General features: G+C 61.2%; 13 protein-coding genes. 6 read left to right on the top strand and 7 right to left on the bottom strand.

All coding sequences use genetic code 11. The annotated features are described in order from the left end of the window. The first annotated feature begins 48 nt into the window (after window positions 1-48). Genes NIM87_RS16905 through NIM87_RS16895 form a run of 3 tightly spaced genes read left to right on the top strand, consistent with a single transcriptional unit; the run spans window position 49 to window position 3590 of the window. Complete coding sequence (locus NIM87_RS16905) at window positions 49-1575, top strand: sugar ABC transporter ATP-binding protein (protein ID WP_254675878.1); 1527 nt, start codon at window positions 49-51, stop codon at window positions 1573-1575. After that, the gene (locus NIM87_RS16900) at window positions 1572-2618 is read left to right on the top strand and encodes an ABC transporter permease (protein ID WP_254675877.1); all 1047 of its coding nucleotides are present in this window, start codon (window positions 1572-1574) and stop codon (window positions 2616-2618) included. The genes NIM87_RS16905 and NIM87_RS16900 overlap by 4 nt, the downstream gene beginning before the upstream one ends. Window positions 2619-2627: 9 nt before the next feature. Then, the gene (locus tag NIM87_RS16895) at window positions 2628-3590 is read left to right on the top strand and encodes an ABC transporter permease (RefSeq protein WP_254675876.1); all 963 of its coding nucleotides are present in this window, start codon (window positions 2628-2630) and stop codon (window positions 3588-3590) included. 25 nt (window positions 3591-3615) lie between these two features. Here the strand turns inward: NIM87_RS16895 and NIM87_RS16890 are convergent, their stop codons facing one another. The 7 genes from NIM87_RS16890 to NIM87_RS16860 all read right to left on the bottom strand — a co-directional run bounded on the left by NIM87_RS16890 (window position 3616) and on the right by NIM87_RS16860 (window position 11286). Further along, entirely contained in the window at window positions 3616-4773 is a 1158-nt protein-coding gene (locus NIM87_RS16890) for a mandelate racemase/muconate lactonizing enzyme family protein (RefSeq protein WP_254675875.1), read from the bottom strand. 56 nt (window positions 4774-4829) lie between these two features. After that, complete coding sequence (locus NIM87_RS16885) at window positions 4830-5576, bottom strand: ribonuclease activity regulator RraA (RefSeq protein WP_254675874.1); 747 nt, start codon at window positions 5574-5576, stop codon at window positions 4830-4832. A gap of 25 nt (window positions 5577-5601) precedes the next feature. Then, window positions 5602-6762, bottom strand: a complete 1161-nt coding sequence (locus NIM87_RS16880; RefSeq protein WP_254675873.1) for a mandelate racemase/muconate lactonizing enzyme family protein — start codon at window positions 6760-6762, stop codon at window positions 5602-5604. Between the two features lie 26 nt (window positions 6763-6788). Continuing rightward, window positions 6789-7886: an ABC transporter ATP-binding protein gene (locus NIM87_RS16875; protein ID WP_254675872.1), complete on the bottom strand. Its 1098-nt coding sequence runs from the start codon at window positions 7884-7886 to the stop codon at window positions 6789-6791. An 11-nt stretch (window positions 7887-7897) separates the two neighbouring features. Beyond that, the gene (locus tag NIM87_RS16870) at window positions 7898-8779 is read right to left on the bottom strand and encodes a carbohydrate ABC transporter permease (protein ID WP_254675871.1); all 882 of its coding nucleotides are present in this window, start codon (window positions 8777-8779) and stop codon (window positions 7898-7900) included. Then, the gene (locus NIM87_RS16865; RefSeq protein ID WP_254675870.1) at window positions 8776-9735 is read right to left on the bottom strand and encodes a carbohydrate ABC transporter permease; all 960 of its coding nucleotides are present in this window, start codon (window positions 9733-9735) and stop codon (window positions 8776-8778) included. The genes NIM87_RS16870 and NIM87_RS16865 overlap by 4 nt, the downstream gene beginning before the upstream one ends. A gap of 69 nt (window positions 9736-9804) precedes the next feature. Then, complete coding sequence (locus NIM87_RS16860) at window positions 9805-11286, bottom strand: ABC transporter substrate-binding protein (RefSeq protein WP_254675869.1); 1482 nt, start codon at window positions 11284-11286, stop codon at window positions 9805-9807. A gap of 203 nt (window positions 11287-11489) precedes the next feature. Between NIM87_RS16860 and NIM87_RS16855 the strand changes: the two genes are divergently transcribed. The 3 genes from NIM87_RS16855 to NIM87_RS16845 are packed head-to-tail and all read left to right on the top strand — an operon-like array spanning window position 11490 to window position 14788. Then, a complete protein-coding gene (locus NIM87_RS16855; RefSeq protein WP_254675868.1) occupies window positions 11490-12203 on the top strand; it encodes a GntR family transcriptional regulator in 714 nt (237 codons plus the stop codon). A 35-nt stretch (window positions 12204-12238) separates the two neighbouring features. Then, window positions 12239-13408 (top strand): mandelate racemase/muconate lactonizing enzyme family protein, encoded by a 1170-nt coding sequence (locus NIM87_RS16850; RefSeq protein WP_254675867.1) that lies wholly within the window; start codon window positions 12239-12241, stop codon window positions 13406-13408. 21 nt (window positions 13409-13429) lie between these two features. Further along, window positions 13430-14788 carry a mandelate racemase/muconate lactonizing enzyme family protein gene (locus tag NIM87_RS16845; RefSeq protein ID WP_254675866.1) on the top strand — a complete coding sequence of 453 codons (1359 nt, stop codon included), beginning with the start codon at window positions 13430-13432 and terminating at the stop codon, window positions 14786-14788. Window positions 14789-14796 lie beyond the last annotated feature (8 nt).

Below are 14796 nucleotides of genomic sequence, written 5' to 3'. Positions count from 1 at the left end.
ATCCTGGCGTCGCCTTTTCCTCGTCCCGCCCAGGAGTGCCGCCACTTTATGCCTGACCATCCCTTTCTTCAGTTGACCGGCATTTCAAAACACTTCTCGGGAACCCGTGCCCTCGAAAATGTCGACTTCTCCTGCGAACGCGGGACCATTCACGCCGTGCTGGGAGAAAACGGAGCCGGCAAATCGACCCTGATCAAGACCATTGCTGGCGTGCTCAAGCCCGACACGGGGTCCATGTCCATCGACGGCCAGGCGGTGGAGTTTTCGAGGCCATCAGAGGCCAATGCCGCTGGCGTCGTCTGCATCTTTCAGGAATTGTCCCTCGTCCCCGACCTGACAGTGGCGGACAATATCTGTCTGGCCATGCCCCCACGGCGGTTCGGGATGATTGATCGCCGGGCGCAGCACAATTTTGCCGAGGCCATCCTGGCGCGCATCAAATGCGAGGATGTGGACCCCAATGGGCTGGTCCGGGACCTGTCGTTGTCGCGCCGTCAAATGGTTGAAATCGCCAAGGCGCTGGGCAAGTCACCACGGCTGTTGATCCTCGACGAAGCCACATCGGCCCTGACCCGCAAGGACGTCGAGACGGTCTATGATCTTCTGGCGGACCTGCGGCAGGACAATGTCGCCTGCCTTTTCATTTCCCACCGCATGAACGAAGTCGAGCGGCTGTGCGACACGCTGTCCGTGTTCCGCAACGGCCGGCACGTGGAAACCTTCGCCAAGGGTACCAGGACAGATCGCGATATTGTTCGCCTGATGATCGGGCGCGAAGTTGATGCCCAGTTTCCGCCAAGGCCCGCGGAACGGACGCGACCGCCCCACCTCACGATCCAGAACCTGTCCTGGCAGGGGCGCCTCAAGGGGGCGACGCTGTCGGTGGGCAAGGGCGAAATCGTTGGTCTGGGCGGCCTGGATGGCCAGGGCCAGAAAGAGCTGATGCTGGCGCTTTTCGGCGTCTTGCGCGGGGTCGAAGGCACTGTGGATGTCGGCGGCCAGATTGGCGCCCCACGCTCCCCTGCGGCGGCCAAGCGCGCGCCGCGCCGCATTTGCCTGGTGCCCGAGGACCGCAAGACCGAGGGTCTCATGCTGCCCATGTCGATAGCCGACAACCTGCTGGCCGCGTCCTATTCACGCGTGTCCGTGGGGCCGTTCATCGACCCGGCGCAGGAAAGAAAAGCGGTCGATGCAGCGATTGCCAAGCTTCAGATCAAGATCGGTTCCCCCCAGGATGCGGTTGCAACGCTTTCGGGCGGCAACCAGCAGAAAGTGGTCATCGCCAAGTGGCTGATGACCGATCCCGAGGTCATTCTGCTCAACGATCCGACGCGGGGCATTGATGTGGGGACCAAGCAGGAGATTTACCGTTTGATGCGCCAGCTTGCAGAGGAGGGCAGGGCGATCCTGTTCTATTCGACGGACTATGCCGAACTGATCGGGTGCTGCGACAGGGTGGCCATCATGTACGACGGGGCCATAGTCGCCGATCTGGCGGGCAGTGCCATCACCGAGGAAGCCATTGTCGGCGCCTCGCTCAATATCGGTGCCTCGCTCAAGGAGGCCGTGTCGTGACCGTCGCGCGCGCCTTTGGCACCAGCCTGCGGCAGAACCGCGGATTTTACGGCGCAGTGGTCCTGCTCTGCGTCCTCTACCTCGTCTATAACCTGCTGCACCCGCGCGGCTTTTCGTCCGCGGTGCTGATCCAGAATGCCAATGAGTCCGTGGCCATCGTGTTTCTGGCCATGGCGCAGACAATTCCCGTCCTGCTCGGTGGCCTCGATCTGTCGGTGGGTGCTGTCATGACCCTGGCCGCCTGCATTGCTTCGGTCCTGGTCAATGGTTCGCCGCTTCAGATCATCTTTGGCATGGTCGTCACCCTGGCAGCGGGCACTGCGTTCGGTCTCTGCAATGGGTTGATCGTCGTCTATGGACGGTTGCAGCCGATTATTGCGACCCTGGCCACAGGCGCCATCGCCATGGGCCTGGCCCTCTTTATCCGCCCCAAGCCCGGCGGCGATATTGACGGCGACCTCAACTGGGCGCTGACAAATTCGCTCTGGGACTTTGTCGATACCTACGCCCTGTTTGATCCTGACGCGTCCTGGTTTGCGCCGTTCGCGTGGATTCCGGTGCCCATACTGATCATGCTGGTGTTCGGGGTGGGTGTCTGGCTGCCGTTCCGGCGCACGATCATCGGGCGGACGATCTATGCGATCGGCTCGGCGGAAGGCGCCGCCTATATGTCCGGCCTGCCGATCAATCGCGCCAAGATTGCCGCGTTCACCCTGGCCGGGTTCTTCGCCTCCTGCGGCGGCCTTTACCTTGCCATCCAGACGGCCTCGGGCAATGCCGACATCTCTCAGGCCGGCGCCTATACGCTCAATTCAATTGCTGCGGTGGTGCTGGGCGGAACCTCGCTGCTTGGTGGCATTGGTGGCGCCATTGGCTCGATGATTGGCGCGCTTATCCTGAGGGTGATGTCATTCTACTTCCGCATCCTTTCGATTGATCCATTGCTGCAACCGCTGGTCGAGGGCGTCGTGCTGCTCGCGGCGGTCAGCCTGGGAGCGTTCCGGGTGCTGCGCATCAAGAACCGCCTCGAACTGTTCCGCTAGGAGACCGTCATGCAGATTGCGCTTTCGCGGCTTCGGCCAGAAGACAAGCCGGTGGTCATCTCTGCCGGCTTCATCGTTGTGATCCTGATCCTGGGAACGGTGTACACGCTGGCGACGCAGGGCACCGCGCCCCTTTTCTCGCCCAACTATCTGCTCCAGCAACTGCAAACGGGCTCGTTCCTGGGCATTGTTGCCGCGGGCATGATGATGGTCATCCTTCTGGGCCACATCGACCTTTCCATACCCTGGACGCTTGCAGCCGCAGCGATGATGGCGACAGCGGTCGGTGGCGACATGGCGCTGCCGACCGGCATTGCCGTGGGCGTCGCGGTCGGCTTGGTCAATGGCTTCGGCGTCGCCTATCTGCGCATCCCGTCCATGATCTTTACCCTGGGCGTGGACTCGGTGATGCGCGGGTTGATGGTTTGGCACACGGGCGGATTTGCGCCGCAGGACCAGGCAACGCCGCTGATGCGCACCCTGGCTGCGGACAAGTTTTTGGGCATTCCCTTGGCCATCTTTGTCTGGGCGGCGGTGTCGGTGGTGATCGTGGTGCTGTTGTCACGAACCGCGTTCGGGCGATCCATCTACGCCACCGGCAATCGCGAGGCGGCGGCCTATCTCTCGGGGATCAGGACCCCCTGGATCATCGTGGGAGCCTTCGTCGCCTCAGGGGTCTGCGCGGCCATCGCCGGTGTGCTGCTGGCCGGTTATTCCACCAAGGCCTATCAGGGCATGGGTAATGCCTATCTGCTTCCCGCTATTGCGGCGGTGGTGATTGGCGGAACGCGCATTCTGGGCGGGCAGGGGCGCTATGTTGGCACATTGGTGGGTGTCACCCTGATCGTGCTGCTCAATTCGGTATTGTCGATCATGCAGATGCCCGAGGCGGGCCGACAGGTCATTTATGGCTGTGTGATCGTGGGCATGTTGCTGGTCTATGGCCGGGGTAGCCGCAATTTCGGCGGCTAACCCCGCTTGTGTCGATCTCGACCGATCAGGCAAACCAGGTCGTGCCGGGATATTGGTGGGCTCTGGCGACATCTTCGTTCAGTTCCAGGCCAATTCCCGGGCGGTCGCTCAAGGCGATCTTGCCGTTCTTGATGATGTCGCCGCCATCGGTGATGGTCGACCAATAGTCCCGGTGGAACCAATGAAACTCCAGCACGAGGAAGTTGGGCACTGTCGCGCAGACCTGAGCCGATGCCATCGTGCCGATGGGTGAGGACACATTGTGCGGCGCAAAGGGGATTGAATAGAGATCGGCCAGTTCGGCAATCTTCCGGCATTCGGACAGGCCGCCGCATTTGGGAATGTCGGGCATGATGATGTCGACGGCCTGCTGTTCGAGCAGCTTGCGGAATCCGTGGCGCAGATAAAGGTTCTCGCCTGCGCAGATCGGGGTCGACGTGCTGCGCGTGATTTCGGCCATCACGTCGATATTCTCAGGCGGGATCGGCTCTTCGAGCCACATCAGCTGCAGGTGTTCCAGATCGCGAGCGAGGCGGATGGCGCTGTGCTTGTCGAGCCGCGTATGCAGGTCGCAGGCGACCTCGACACCCTTGCCGGCGGCCTTGACCACCATTTCGGCCAATTGCACCATGCGATCATGCTCCCACTTGTTGGGAGTCATGTTGAAGCCGTCCTTCTGGTACCAGCCGGTCTCGGTGCCGGTGTGGCCATAGGCGCGGATATCGAGATCGACCTTGAGTGCGGTGAAGCCGGCTTCAAGCACCTGGTCCACCTCGCGCTGGACCTCGTCCATGTTCATGCCCGGCGAGACTTCGCAGTCGCAATAGACGCGGATATCGTCTCGGAACTTGCCGCCCATCAGCTCATAGATCGGCACCTTGAGCGCCTTGCCCTTGAGGTCCCAGAGCGCGATTTCGACCCCGGTGAGCGCTGTAATGAGCGCACCGGCAAACCCGCCCTCGAACACGAGGCTGCGGCGGATGTCCTCAAAGATGGCGTCGATGGCGAATGGATCGCGGCCGACCAGCTTTTCGGCCAGTTCCTTTTCGATGATGGCTATGGCCTGGTGCCCGCCATGGACGCATTCGCCCAGGCCGGTAATGCCGGCATCGGTTTCGATGCGGACCCACAGATGCATGCAATGACCGACCGTGGCGGCAGTCTTGACGGACGTGATCTTCAAAATAGTTCCCCGGGCAGGTCTGAATTCAATGGTCTGGATGGTGCCGCGATCGGCGCTTAGGCCGGCTTGACGGAATTGAGCTTTCGCCAGGCCTGATATTCTTCCTCGGCGTCAGGGTGCAGCGGGTAGTAGCGCTGCAATGGCTCACCCGCCATGAGCTTGATGCGGGAGAATTCTTCCCATTCAGCATGCTTCTGCCCGTCTTCGAGCACCTGTTGGGCCATGGAGACCGGTACGACCACAGCGCCATCGTCATCGGCCACGATGATGTCGCCGGGCACCACGGTAACCCCGCCACAGGCAATGGTGACATTGACGGCATTGGGGTAGATATCGGTCTGCACGTGGTAGTTTGGCGACCAACCCTTGAGCCAGAGCGCCAGGTCGAGCTTTTCGACATTGGGGCGATCCCGCATCACGCCGTCAATGATGATGCCGGCGCCGCCGCGACCCTTGAAATAGGTACTCATCATGTCGCCGAAAATGCCCGAACGCATGTCGCCGCGCGCATCCACCACGACAACGTCACCTTCCTGCACATGGTAGAGAACGTGCCGGTGCAGCTGGGTTTCGGGGTCGGCATATTCGCCTTCGCTGAACAGATCAGGGCGCTGCGGCAGGCATTGCAGGGTTAGGGCGGGGCCACAAATGGCCTTGCCCTTCGTTTGCGGCAGAATGCCGGTCATGTGCGGGTTCTTGAACCCCATGTGACCAAGCGTGCCCGCAATGGTCGCCGCGCCCAGCTGGCGCAGTCCCTCGACCAGGTGCTTGGGCGGCCGGGTGATGTCGTTTGACTTGATCATGCTCGTCTCTCGTTGTGTTTGGCGGCTACCAATTGGTGACCGAACCATCTCGGCGCGTCAGATGCGGCGCTTCCCAGAATGCAAAGCTTTGTTTGGCCAGGAGGGCCTCGTTGACTTCGACGCCCAGGCCCGGCTGGTCGCTGACCGGATAGACCGCGCCATCGAGCCGGGGCTGCACCGGGAAAAAGTCGGAATTGTCGAACCCCAGCGCCACTTCGGGCGCCCGGGTCTCGAGCCACGAAAAATTGGGAATGGCAGCGGCGAAATGGATTGTCGCTGCCGTGCACACCGGGCCGAGTGGGTTGTGGGGCATCAAATCGACATAGTGTGCCTCGCTCCAGCCGGCCACTTTCATCGCTTCGGTCAGGCCGCCGACATTGCAAACGTCGAGCCGGTTGAACTGGTGAATGCCGCGCTCGATATAGGGTAGAAACTGCCATTTGCTGGCGAATTCCTCGCCAATGGCGAAGGGGATATTCGTCATCGTGCGCAAAGACTCATAGGCTTCTGGCGTCTCGTCTCGGATCGGCTCCTCGAGGAAATCGAGCACCCCCGGCTCGAGTTTGGCGCAGAAGCTGGCGGCCTCGGCGACGGAGAGGCGATGGTGATAATCGATGCCCAGCACCACCGTCTCGCCCAGTTCTTTGCGCGCCCGGTTGAGGATGCGGGCGGTAGCGGCAATCGAGGCGCGCGGCTCGAATATGTCGCGACTGTCCTGGCCGATGGGGAAGAAGCGGATGGCGTCAAATCCCATCGCGCGCAGTTCATGGGCCCGGTCCACGGCGCCTTCTGCGGCAGCGTCGCCCGTTGAAGCGAAAGTGGGGATGACGTTGCGCTGCTTGCCGCCCAGCAGTTCATAAACCGGAACGCCCAGCGCCTTGCCCTTGATGTCGTGAAGGGCAATATCGATGGCCGATATGGCCGCCTGCAGCACCCGCCCGCCCTCGAAATACTGGCTGCGATACATTTCCTGCCAGATGCGGCCGATCTCCATGGCATCCCTGCCAAGCAGGAACTCCCGAAAATGCTCGACGGCACCGGCAACGGCTTTCTCGCGCCCCGTCAGCCCACTCTCGCCCCAGCCGACAATCCCCTGGTCAGTTTCCACCTTGAGCAGGAACTGGTTCCGAATGCCGACCCGCACGGCATAGGTCTTGATGTCGGAAATCTTGAGCTTGAGAGGCATGATCAGTCTCGGTTGACCGGCGTGGTTCAATCGGCGCGCAGCGCCATTTCGGTCTCGCCGTCGAAAAGGTGGATGCGGTCCTGGTCGAATTCGAGCCACACCATCTCGTCGGGCGCGACATGCACGGTTGGCGGCAGGCTGATATTGACGATGGAGCCGGCGAGGAATGCCTGGACAAAGGTGATGTCGCCGGTTGGCTCCACGGTATAGACCTTGGCCGGAACCGTCCCATCCACCTGGGTCTTGTGCAGGTTGATGGTCGAGTGGCGCGCGCCCAGCACGACCTTCCTGGAGCTGGCAGTTGCCACCTTGCGCGCATTGCGTTCGGACAGCGGCAGGGTCCAGCCCTCCGCACTTTTCAACACCGTGTGGCCATCCACGCTGCCCACTTCGAGCGGCACCAGGCTCATGGCGGGGCTGCCGATAAAGCTGGCAACGAACATGTTGACCGGATTGGCAAAGACATTGGCCGGCGAGTCATATTGCTGGAGCAGACCGCCATTCATCACGGCCATCTTGTCGGCCATGGTCACGGCCTCCAACTGGTCGTGGGTCACATAGATGATGGTCGCCTTGAGGTCCTGGTGGAAGCGCTTGATCTCGCTGCGCATCTGCACGCGCAGCTTGGCGTCCAGGTTGGAGAGCGGCTCATCCATCAGGAACACGGCCGGGTCGCGCACCAGCGCGCGTCCGAGCGCCACGCGCTGTTGCTGCCCGCCGGACAGTTCGCGCGGACGGCGCTCAAGCAGGTGGGTAATGTCGAGAACCCGCGCCGCCTCGCGCACCTTTGCCTCGATTTCGGCCTTTGGCAGCTTGCGCATCTGCAGCGGGAAGGCCAGATTCTGGAACACCGTCTTCTGCGGATAAAGCGCGTAGTTCTGGAACACCATGGCGATGTCCCGGTCCTTGGGGTCGAGGTCGTTGACAACGCGGTCGCCGATGACAATGTCGCCCGAGGTGATGGGGATCAGGCCCGCCACGAGGTTGAGCGTCGTGGTCTTGCCGCAGCCGGAAGGGCCGACAAGGGCTACGAATTCACCGTCATTGACCGTCAGCGACACATCCTTGGCTGCATAGACGGAGCCATAGGTCTTGACGAGATCTTTGAGGACCACCTGGGCCATTGGACTACCTTCTAGTGTTTGACGGCGCCTTCGGTGAGTGCGCGTACGAAGTATTTCTGGAGGACGAGGAACAGCACCACGACAGGCACGCTCATCAGGAAGCTTGCAGCCATAAGGCCGGGGAAGTCGGTCGTGTTTTCGGAAAAGAACCGCTGGATGCCAACCGGCAGGGTGAGCTGATCGTTCTTGGTGAGGAAGGTCGCCGCGTAGATGTATTCATTCCACGCGCCGATGAACGAGTAGATCGCCGTGGCAATGATCCCGGGCACCGAGAGCGGCATGACGATCAGCAGGAAGGCCTGGAAACGGGTAGCGCCATCGATGCGCGCCGCCTGTTCGAGCTGCACCGGGATGTTGTCGTAAAAGCCCTTGAGCAACCAGATCGCCAGCGGCAGGCCGAACGTGAGATAGGTCAGGATCAACGATCCATGCGTGTTCACCAGGCCCAGCCAGCGCATCAGAATGAACAGCGGTACGAGGAAGATGACCGCTGGGAACATGTTGCGCAGCAGCACCGAGAAGAACAGGAATTGTCGACCCGGGAAGCGGAACCGCGAGAAGGCGTAGGCGGCCGGCACGGCTACGGCCACCGCAAGGGCAGTCGTGACCGTGGACACAAAGAAGCTGTTCCAGAAGAAGCGCAGGAAGTCTTGCCCAACGCTGTTCTGTGGGTCCAGCAACTTCTGGTAGCTGGCCAGGGTCGGCTCGCTTGGCCACCATTGCGGCGGGAACTGGGTCGCCGCAAAGCCGGACTTGATCGAGGTCAACAGCATCCACGCCATTGGCAGGGCGGTGTAGAGCACCATGATTAGCAGGAAGATGCGTCCCGCCCAGCGCCAGCCGTCCACCCCTTTGCGGCCACGGCGGGTAACCGCATTACCGACACTGCTCATGCGCCGTGCTCCTTGCTTTCGTTGCCGCTCAGGGCCCGCACATAGAAGTAGCCAAGCACCATCATGATGATGAACAGCAGCACCGAATAAGCCGCCGCCACGCCCCAGCGCTGGCGCCCGAAGGCAAGCTCGTAAATGTGGGTGATCCAGATGTGGGAGGCATTGGACGGGCCACCGCCAGTCATGATCCAGGGAATGATGAAGGAGTTGAAATTGGCCACCGCCAACAGGAGGATGGTGACCGTCGATACGCCGCGCAGGTGCGGGAAGGTCACGTGCCAGAACCGTTGCCAGGTCGAGGCGCCATCCACCTTTGCGGCCCGCAGCAATTGCTCGGGAACGGTCTGCAGGCCCGCCATCAGCATGATCATGGCAAAGGGAAATTCGCGCCAGATATTGACCACGATGAGCGAGGGCAGAACGCTGTTGACGTTGTCGATGAAATTGGGCTGCCGGTCGAGGAAGCCGAGTTGCACCATCACCGCGCCGAGTACGCCGAAATCGGAATGGTAGATCCACTTCCAGATATAGGACGCGGCAACCGCGCTGATCACCCAGGGAATGATGAGGACCGCGCGCAGGATCGCGCGGCCGGCAAAGTCGCGATGGAGCGCCAGCGCCGCCCCGAAGCCGAGGACGAAGGCGATCAGCGTGGACGCGAGTGTCCAGATCACCGTGTTGAGCGTGACCTTCCAGAACACACTGCTGGACAGGATGGCGCTGTAGTTCTCGGTGCCGATGAAAATCTTGTCGCGGAGCTGCAGGCCCGGCGGGGTTTTGAAGAACGAGAGGTCAATCGTGTAGTAGATGGGATAGGCGATGACGACGAGCATCACCACGATTGCCGGCAAGACATAGAGATAGTCGGCGCGGCTCATCCACATCTGCCGCAAAAGATTGGGTCGCCGGGCGATATGCTCGGGAGCAGCGCTCAATTGGCCCGTTATCGTGGTCATTGGCTCGTTCCTGTCAGAAGGGGAGACCGGCAGCGGCGCCGCCGGTCTCTTTTGCAGGGAGAGAGGGGGCTAGAGGCCGCCGCCATCGGTGACGTCACGCACCTTTTGCGCGGCGTCCGCAGCGGCTTCTTCCACGGTCATCGCCCCGGTCAGCGCGTTCTGCAGCATGTCGGGAATGATGATGTTCATGATCTCGGGCGTTTCCGGCAGCGTCGGGAAGGGCACGCCGTAGGGCAGCATCGAGGTCGTGACGTCGAGGAACTTGATATTCTCGAGGCGTTCCTTCATCCACTCGGTCTTGAAGCCATTGAGATTGCCTGGGTTGGAGCCGGCATAGGCCATCTTCAGGCTCCATTCCGGGCTCGTCCAGAAGCAGACCATGGCCTTGGCTGCCGCCTCGTCCACTTCCCCGCCCTCGACATATTCAGGGTTGAGGATGTGGATGTTGGAGCCGCCAAACACCACGGCGCGACGGCCGTCGGGACCTGTCGGGATCAGCCCGTAGCGCATGTTGTCGATGACGGTCTGGGCAGTTTCCTTATCGGCGCCGGTCGCCTTGGCCTGGAGATCGAGCATCACGTTGTAGTCCGAAGGATGCGAGATCATCATCGCAACCTGTCCCCCAAGGAATAGGGGCTGGTTGTCGGCCTGCTGATTGGTGAGCGCCGAAACCGGCACCGACTGGTCACGGACATACATGTCGTAGGATGCCTGGAGTGCCCGGATGCTCTCGGGGCTGTCGAGGCGCACTTCGCCATAGGTCGGGTTGGGGTCGGCTTCGTCGAAGACACCGCCGCCGTAGGCCCAGAGTTGTGGCATGAAGCGGTAGGGCGTGTTGCCGGCATTCTTGCGGGCGACCAGGCCATAGCCGGCTATGCCCAGCTTGTCGTGAATCGTCTTGGAATATTCGACGACTTCGTCCCAGGTTGCCGGCGGCCGTTCCGGATCGAGCCCGGCACGCTCGAAGATGTCGGCGTTCCAGATGAAAGCCATGGTTTCATTGTTGGTGGGCACGCCATAGGCCTTGCCTTCCCACATCACCGACTTCATGGCGCCTGGCCAGAAGTCCTCGGTCTTCCAGCCCACATCTTCCGGGCTCAACTCTTGCAGATAGCCCTTCGAGGCAAACTCGACGCCGCCCAGGATTTGCAGGCGCACGACCATGGGGCCGGCATTGCCAAGCAATGCCGTGCGGAACTTGTCCAGCAGGTCGTTATAGGTCAGGGCCTGTTCCTGCAGGTCGATATTGGGATAGGTCGCCCGGAAGGCCTCGAAGAAGTCCTTATAGTACTGACGCAGCAGGTCCGGGTCGCCCTCGAAGACGCCCTGATACCAGAAGGTCAGCTTGCCTTCGTAGTCGAGCGGCGTGACCGCGCCGCATTGTTCGGCCGTATTGTAGGTCTCCGTGCCGGCGATTGACCGGACATATTCCGGCGACCACTGACTAAGATCGACGCTCTGGCCGAGTACCGTCGTGCTCATCATAGAAACGGCGAGCGCAGAGACGAATGCGCCACGCACCAGGGCGCGGCCCAATGGGTATTTGCTCATGTAGTCCTCCTCTGTCCCCGCAGCGCCCCTCGCGCTTCAGGTCCTTTTTGCGGCGGTCTACATCGGGCTTTTGCCTCTTATGTACATCTCGCCATGTAATGAGCGTTGCAGAATAGATATTGCGTGTCAACTGACTTGGATTGTACACGATTTGATGATAGCCATACACGACATTAGGTCACGAGACGGTGGAGGAGTGCAGTTTGGCAAGTACCAGCGAGTTCAAGATATCGCCGCCCGCCGGCATGGAGGACATGGATGTCTCCAGCCAGCGTGCCGTCACGCTTTACGAAGCGATCCGCGAGGATATCTTGTCAGGTCGCCTGGCGCCCAATGAGCGCCTGGTGGTCGCTGATCTGGCCGAACGCCTCGGTACGTCCACCAACCCGATCCGCGAAGCGCTGCAAATGCTGCGCGGGGAGGGCTACGTGATGTTTTCGCCCAATCGTGGCGCTCGCGTCCGCCCGATTGACCACGATTTCGTGCGCAATATCTACGAGATCAGCACCCTGATCGAACCGGCCTTGACGCGCTGGTTTGTCGGCATGGCAACGGACGCTGATATCGCCGAACTTGAACGCATTCAGCGCCTGATCGAAGAGAATAACTTCGTCGACGCGGTGCTCCATAGCGGCCTTGATGTGCAGTTTCACACTGTCGTCTATCAGCGCCACTACAACCGACATGCTGCCGAGATCTGGTGGAAACACCGGCAGGTTCTGCGGGCTGTGACCCAGCGTTTTCCCTATACGCTGGCCCGGCGCAGCCAGGTGATCCGCGAACACCGCGAACTGATTGAACACGTCAAGTCCGGCGAAGCCGACAAGGCGGCGGCCTGTATTGCCCGTCATGTCGAAAGCTCGGGCCAGCACATCCTTGAGCAGATGCGTGCCTTTGATGCGGCGCGGACGGGATAGTTCACGCGGCCATATTTTCGGGAGGGGAACAGCAAATGAAGATCACAGGCGTCAAGCCGTGGCTGATCAAGACCGAGGCGTCCTATTGGGGGGAGTTTCTGTTTGTCGAAGTGACCACCGACGAAGGCGTTTCCGGTTGGGGCGAGATCACCACAACCACCTATGTCGCCAATCGCGCGCTCTGCGTCATGCTCCGGCAGATCAGCAAGATCATCGAAGGGGATGATCCCGCTCAGATCGAGCGCATCTGGCACAAGATCTTCCGCAACTTCACCTATATGGGCAGTCGCGGCGCAGCCGTTGAATGCGTCAGCGCCATCGATATCGCCCTCTGGGATATTCGTGGCAAAGTTCTCGGGCTGCCGATTTATGAGCTGCTGGGCGGTCCGGTGCGCGACGAAATCCTGCTCTACACCCACCCCGATCAGCGCAAGTTCACGACCAGGGAAGGCGTTGTCCAGGAAATCCGGGACATCATCGCCTCGGGCCACACGGCCCTCAAGTTCGACCCCTATCCGCAACAAGGCCCGCTGGGAAAGAACGGCATCGCCCGGGAGCAGGCCGACGGCTATCTCGATGGTTCGATGGACCGCAAACACGCGCGCGAGGCCGCCGAACTCACCGCCCTTATCCGCGAAACCGCGGGCCCCGATGTCGATATCCTCATCGACGCCCATGGGCGCTTTGACGTTCCCACGGCCATCCGCTGTTGTCGCGACCTTGAGGAGGCGGGCGACATCGACTGGTTCGAGGAGCCTGTTCCACCCGAAAGCATCAATGCGCTCAAACAGGTCCGCGACAAGGTCAATGCGGCGATCTCCTGGGGGGAGCGCGGTCACACCAAGTGGGACTTTGTGCCCGTCCTTGAAAACCGGCTGGCCGATTACATCATGCCCGATGTCACCTGGACCGGGGGCATTACCGAACTCAAGAAGATCGCTTCACTGTGCGAGGCCTATTACATTCCCGTCTCGCCCCACGATGCGGCCGGGCCGATCAATGTCGTTGCCGGCGCACAGGTAATGATGACCGTGCCCAATTTCTACCGGCTCGAAACCTCCGAGTGGAACCTGAGCAAATACGATCATCTCATCGACCGGCCACTCGACAATTCCAACGGCAGTCTCAAGCTCAACCGGGCGCCGGGTCTCGGCATCGAGATGAACCGCGACTATCTCGAAGCCAATGTGCTTTCGCTCGATTGAGATCCGCTAGGAGCCAAGTCTATGGATGATCAAATCGCCGCCCAGTCCATCCAGGCCAATGTCCGCACCGCGTCGCGACCGGCGGATCTGCGCATTACCGACCTGCGTGTCGCCGAAATCGTCGGCGCGCCATTTCGCTCGGCCCTGGTCAAGATCTACACCAACCAGGGCATTGTCGGCCTGGGCGAGGTGCGCGACGGCGCCAGCGCCAGTTATGCACTGATGCTCAAGTCGCGCTTGCTGGGCGAAAATCCCTGCGACATCGATCGTCTGTTCCGCCGCATCAAGCAATTCGGGGGGCATGGTCGGCAGGGTGGTGGCGTCTCGGCCGTGGAGATCGCGCTCTGGGACCTGGCGGGCAAGGCCTATGGCGTGCCGATTTACCAGATGCTCGGTGGCAAGTTCCGTGACAAGGTGCGCTGCTATTGCGATACCGATGCCGAAAAGCCCAGCGGCACCGAGACCGGCAAGCGTCTCAAGGCGCGCATGGACATGGGCTTCACCTTTCTCAAGATGGACCTTGGCCTGATGCAGATTGCCGACGTGCCCGGCGCCGTCGTGGCGCCGGCCGGGTCGCTTGAGAGCTATCGCATCCATCCCGGCCAGGGGCCGGCCAGGTCGATGGAGGACCGGCGGGCCCGCAATGCCGTCTATGACACGCACAATGTGCGTCACCCGTTCACCGGCCTGCATTTTTCCGACAAGGGCCTCGACTTGCTCGAGCAATACATTGCCGAAGTGCGCGAGGTGATCGGCTATGAAGTGCCCCTTGCAATCGACCATGTCGGCCATATTTCCCTGCAAAACGGCATTCGCCTGGCCAGGCGCATCGAGAAATACGTGCCGGCCTGGCTCGAGGATGTGATCCCCTGGCAGTACACCGAGCAGTACCGGCAATTGCAGCAGGCCACGACCGTGCCGATCTGCACCGGCGAAGATATCTACCTCAAGGAAGGATTCGAGCCGCTGCTCAAGGCTGGCATCTCGGTCATCCATCCTGATCTGCTGACTTCGGGCGGCATACTGGAAACCAAGAAGATCGGTGACATGGCGCAGGACCACGGCGTCGCCATGGCCATTCACATGGCCGAAAGTCCGGTAGCGGCCATGGCCGCAGCCCATGTCGCGGTCGCCACCGAAAACTTCATGGCGCTCGAATACCATTCGGTGGAGGTCGACTGGTGGGACGATATCGTCACCGGTCTGCCCGGGCCGCTGGTCAAGGACGGGTTCATCACCGTGCCGGACAAGCCGGGATTGGGCATTGATGACTTGGTCGACGACGTCCTTCGCGAGCACTTGCAGCCGGGGGTGACCGACATCTGGCAATCGACCGAGAGCTGGGACGATGACTATTCCTGGGACCGGACCTGGAGCTGAGACCGCCG

Source organism: Devosia ureilytica, assembly GCF_024273195.1.
In the GTDB taxonomy this organism is placed as follows: domain Bacteria; phylum Pseudomonadota; class Alphaproteobacteria; order Rhizobiales; family Devosiaceae; genus Devosia; species Devosia ureilytica.
The sequence above is the reverse complement of the archived record's forward strand: the minus strand, read 5'-3'. Positions and strand labels throughout refer to the sequence as shown.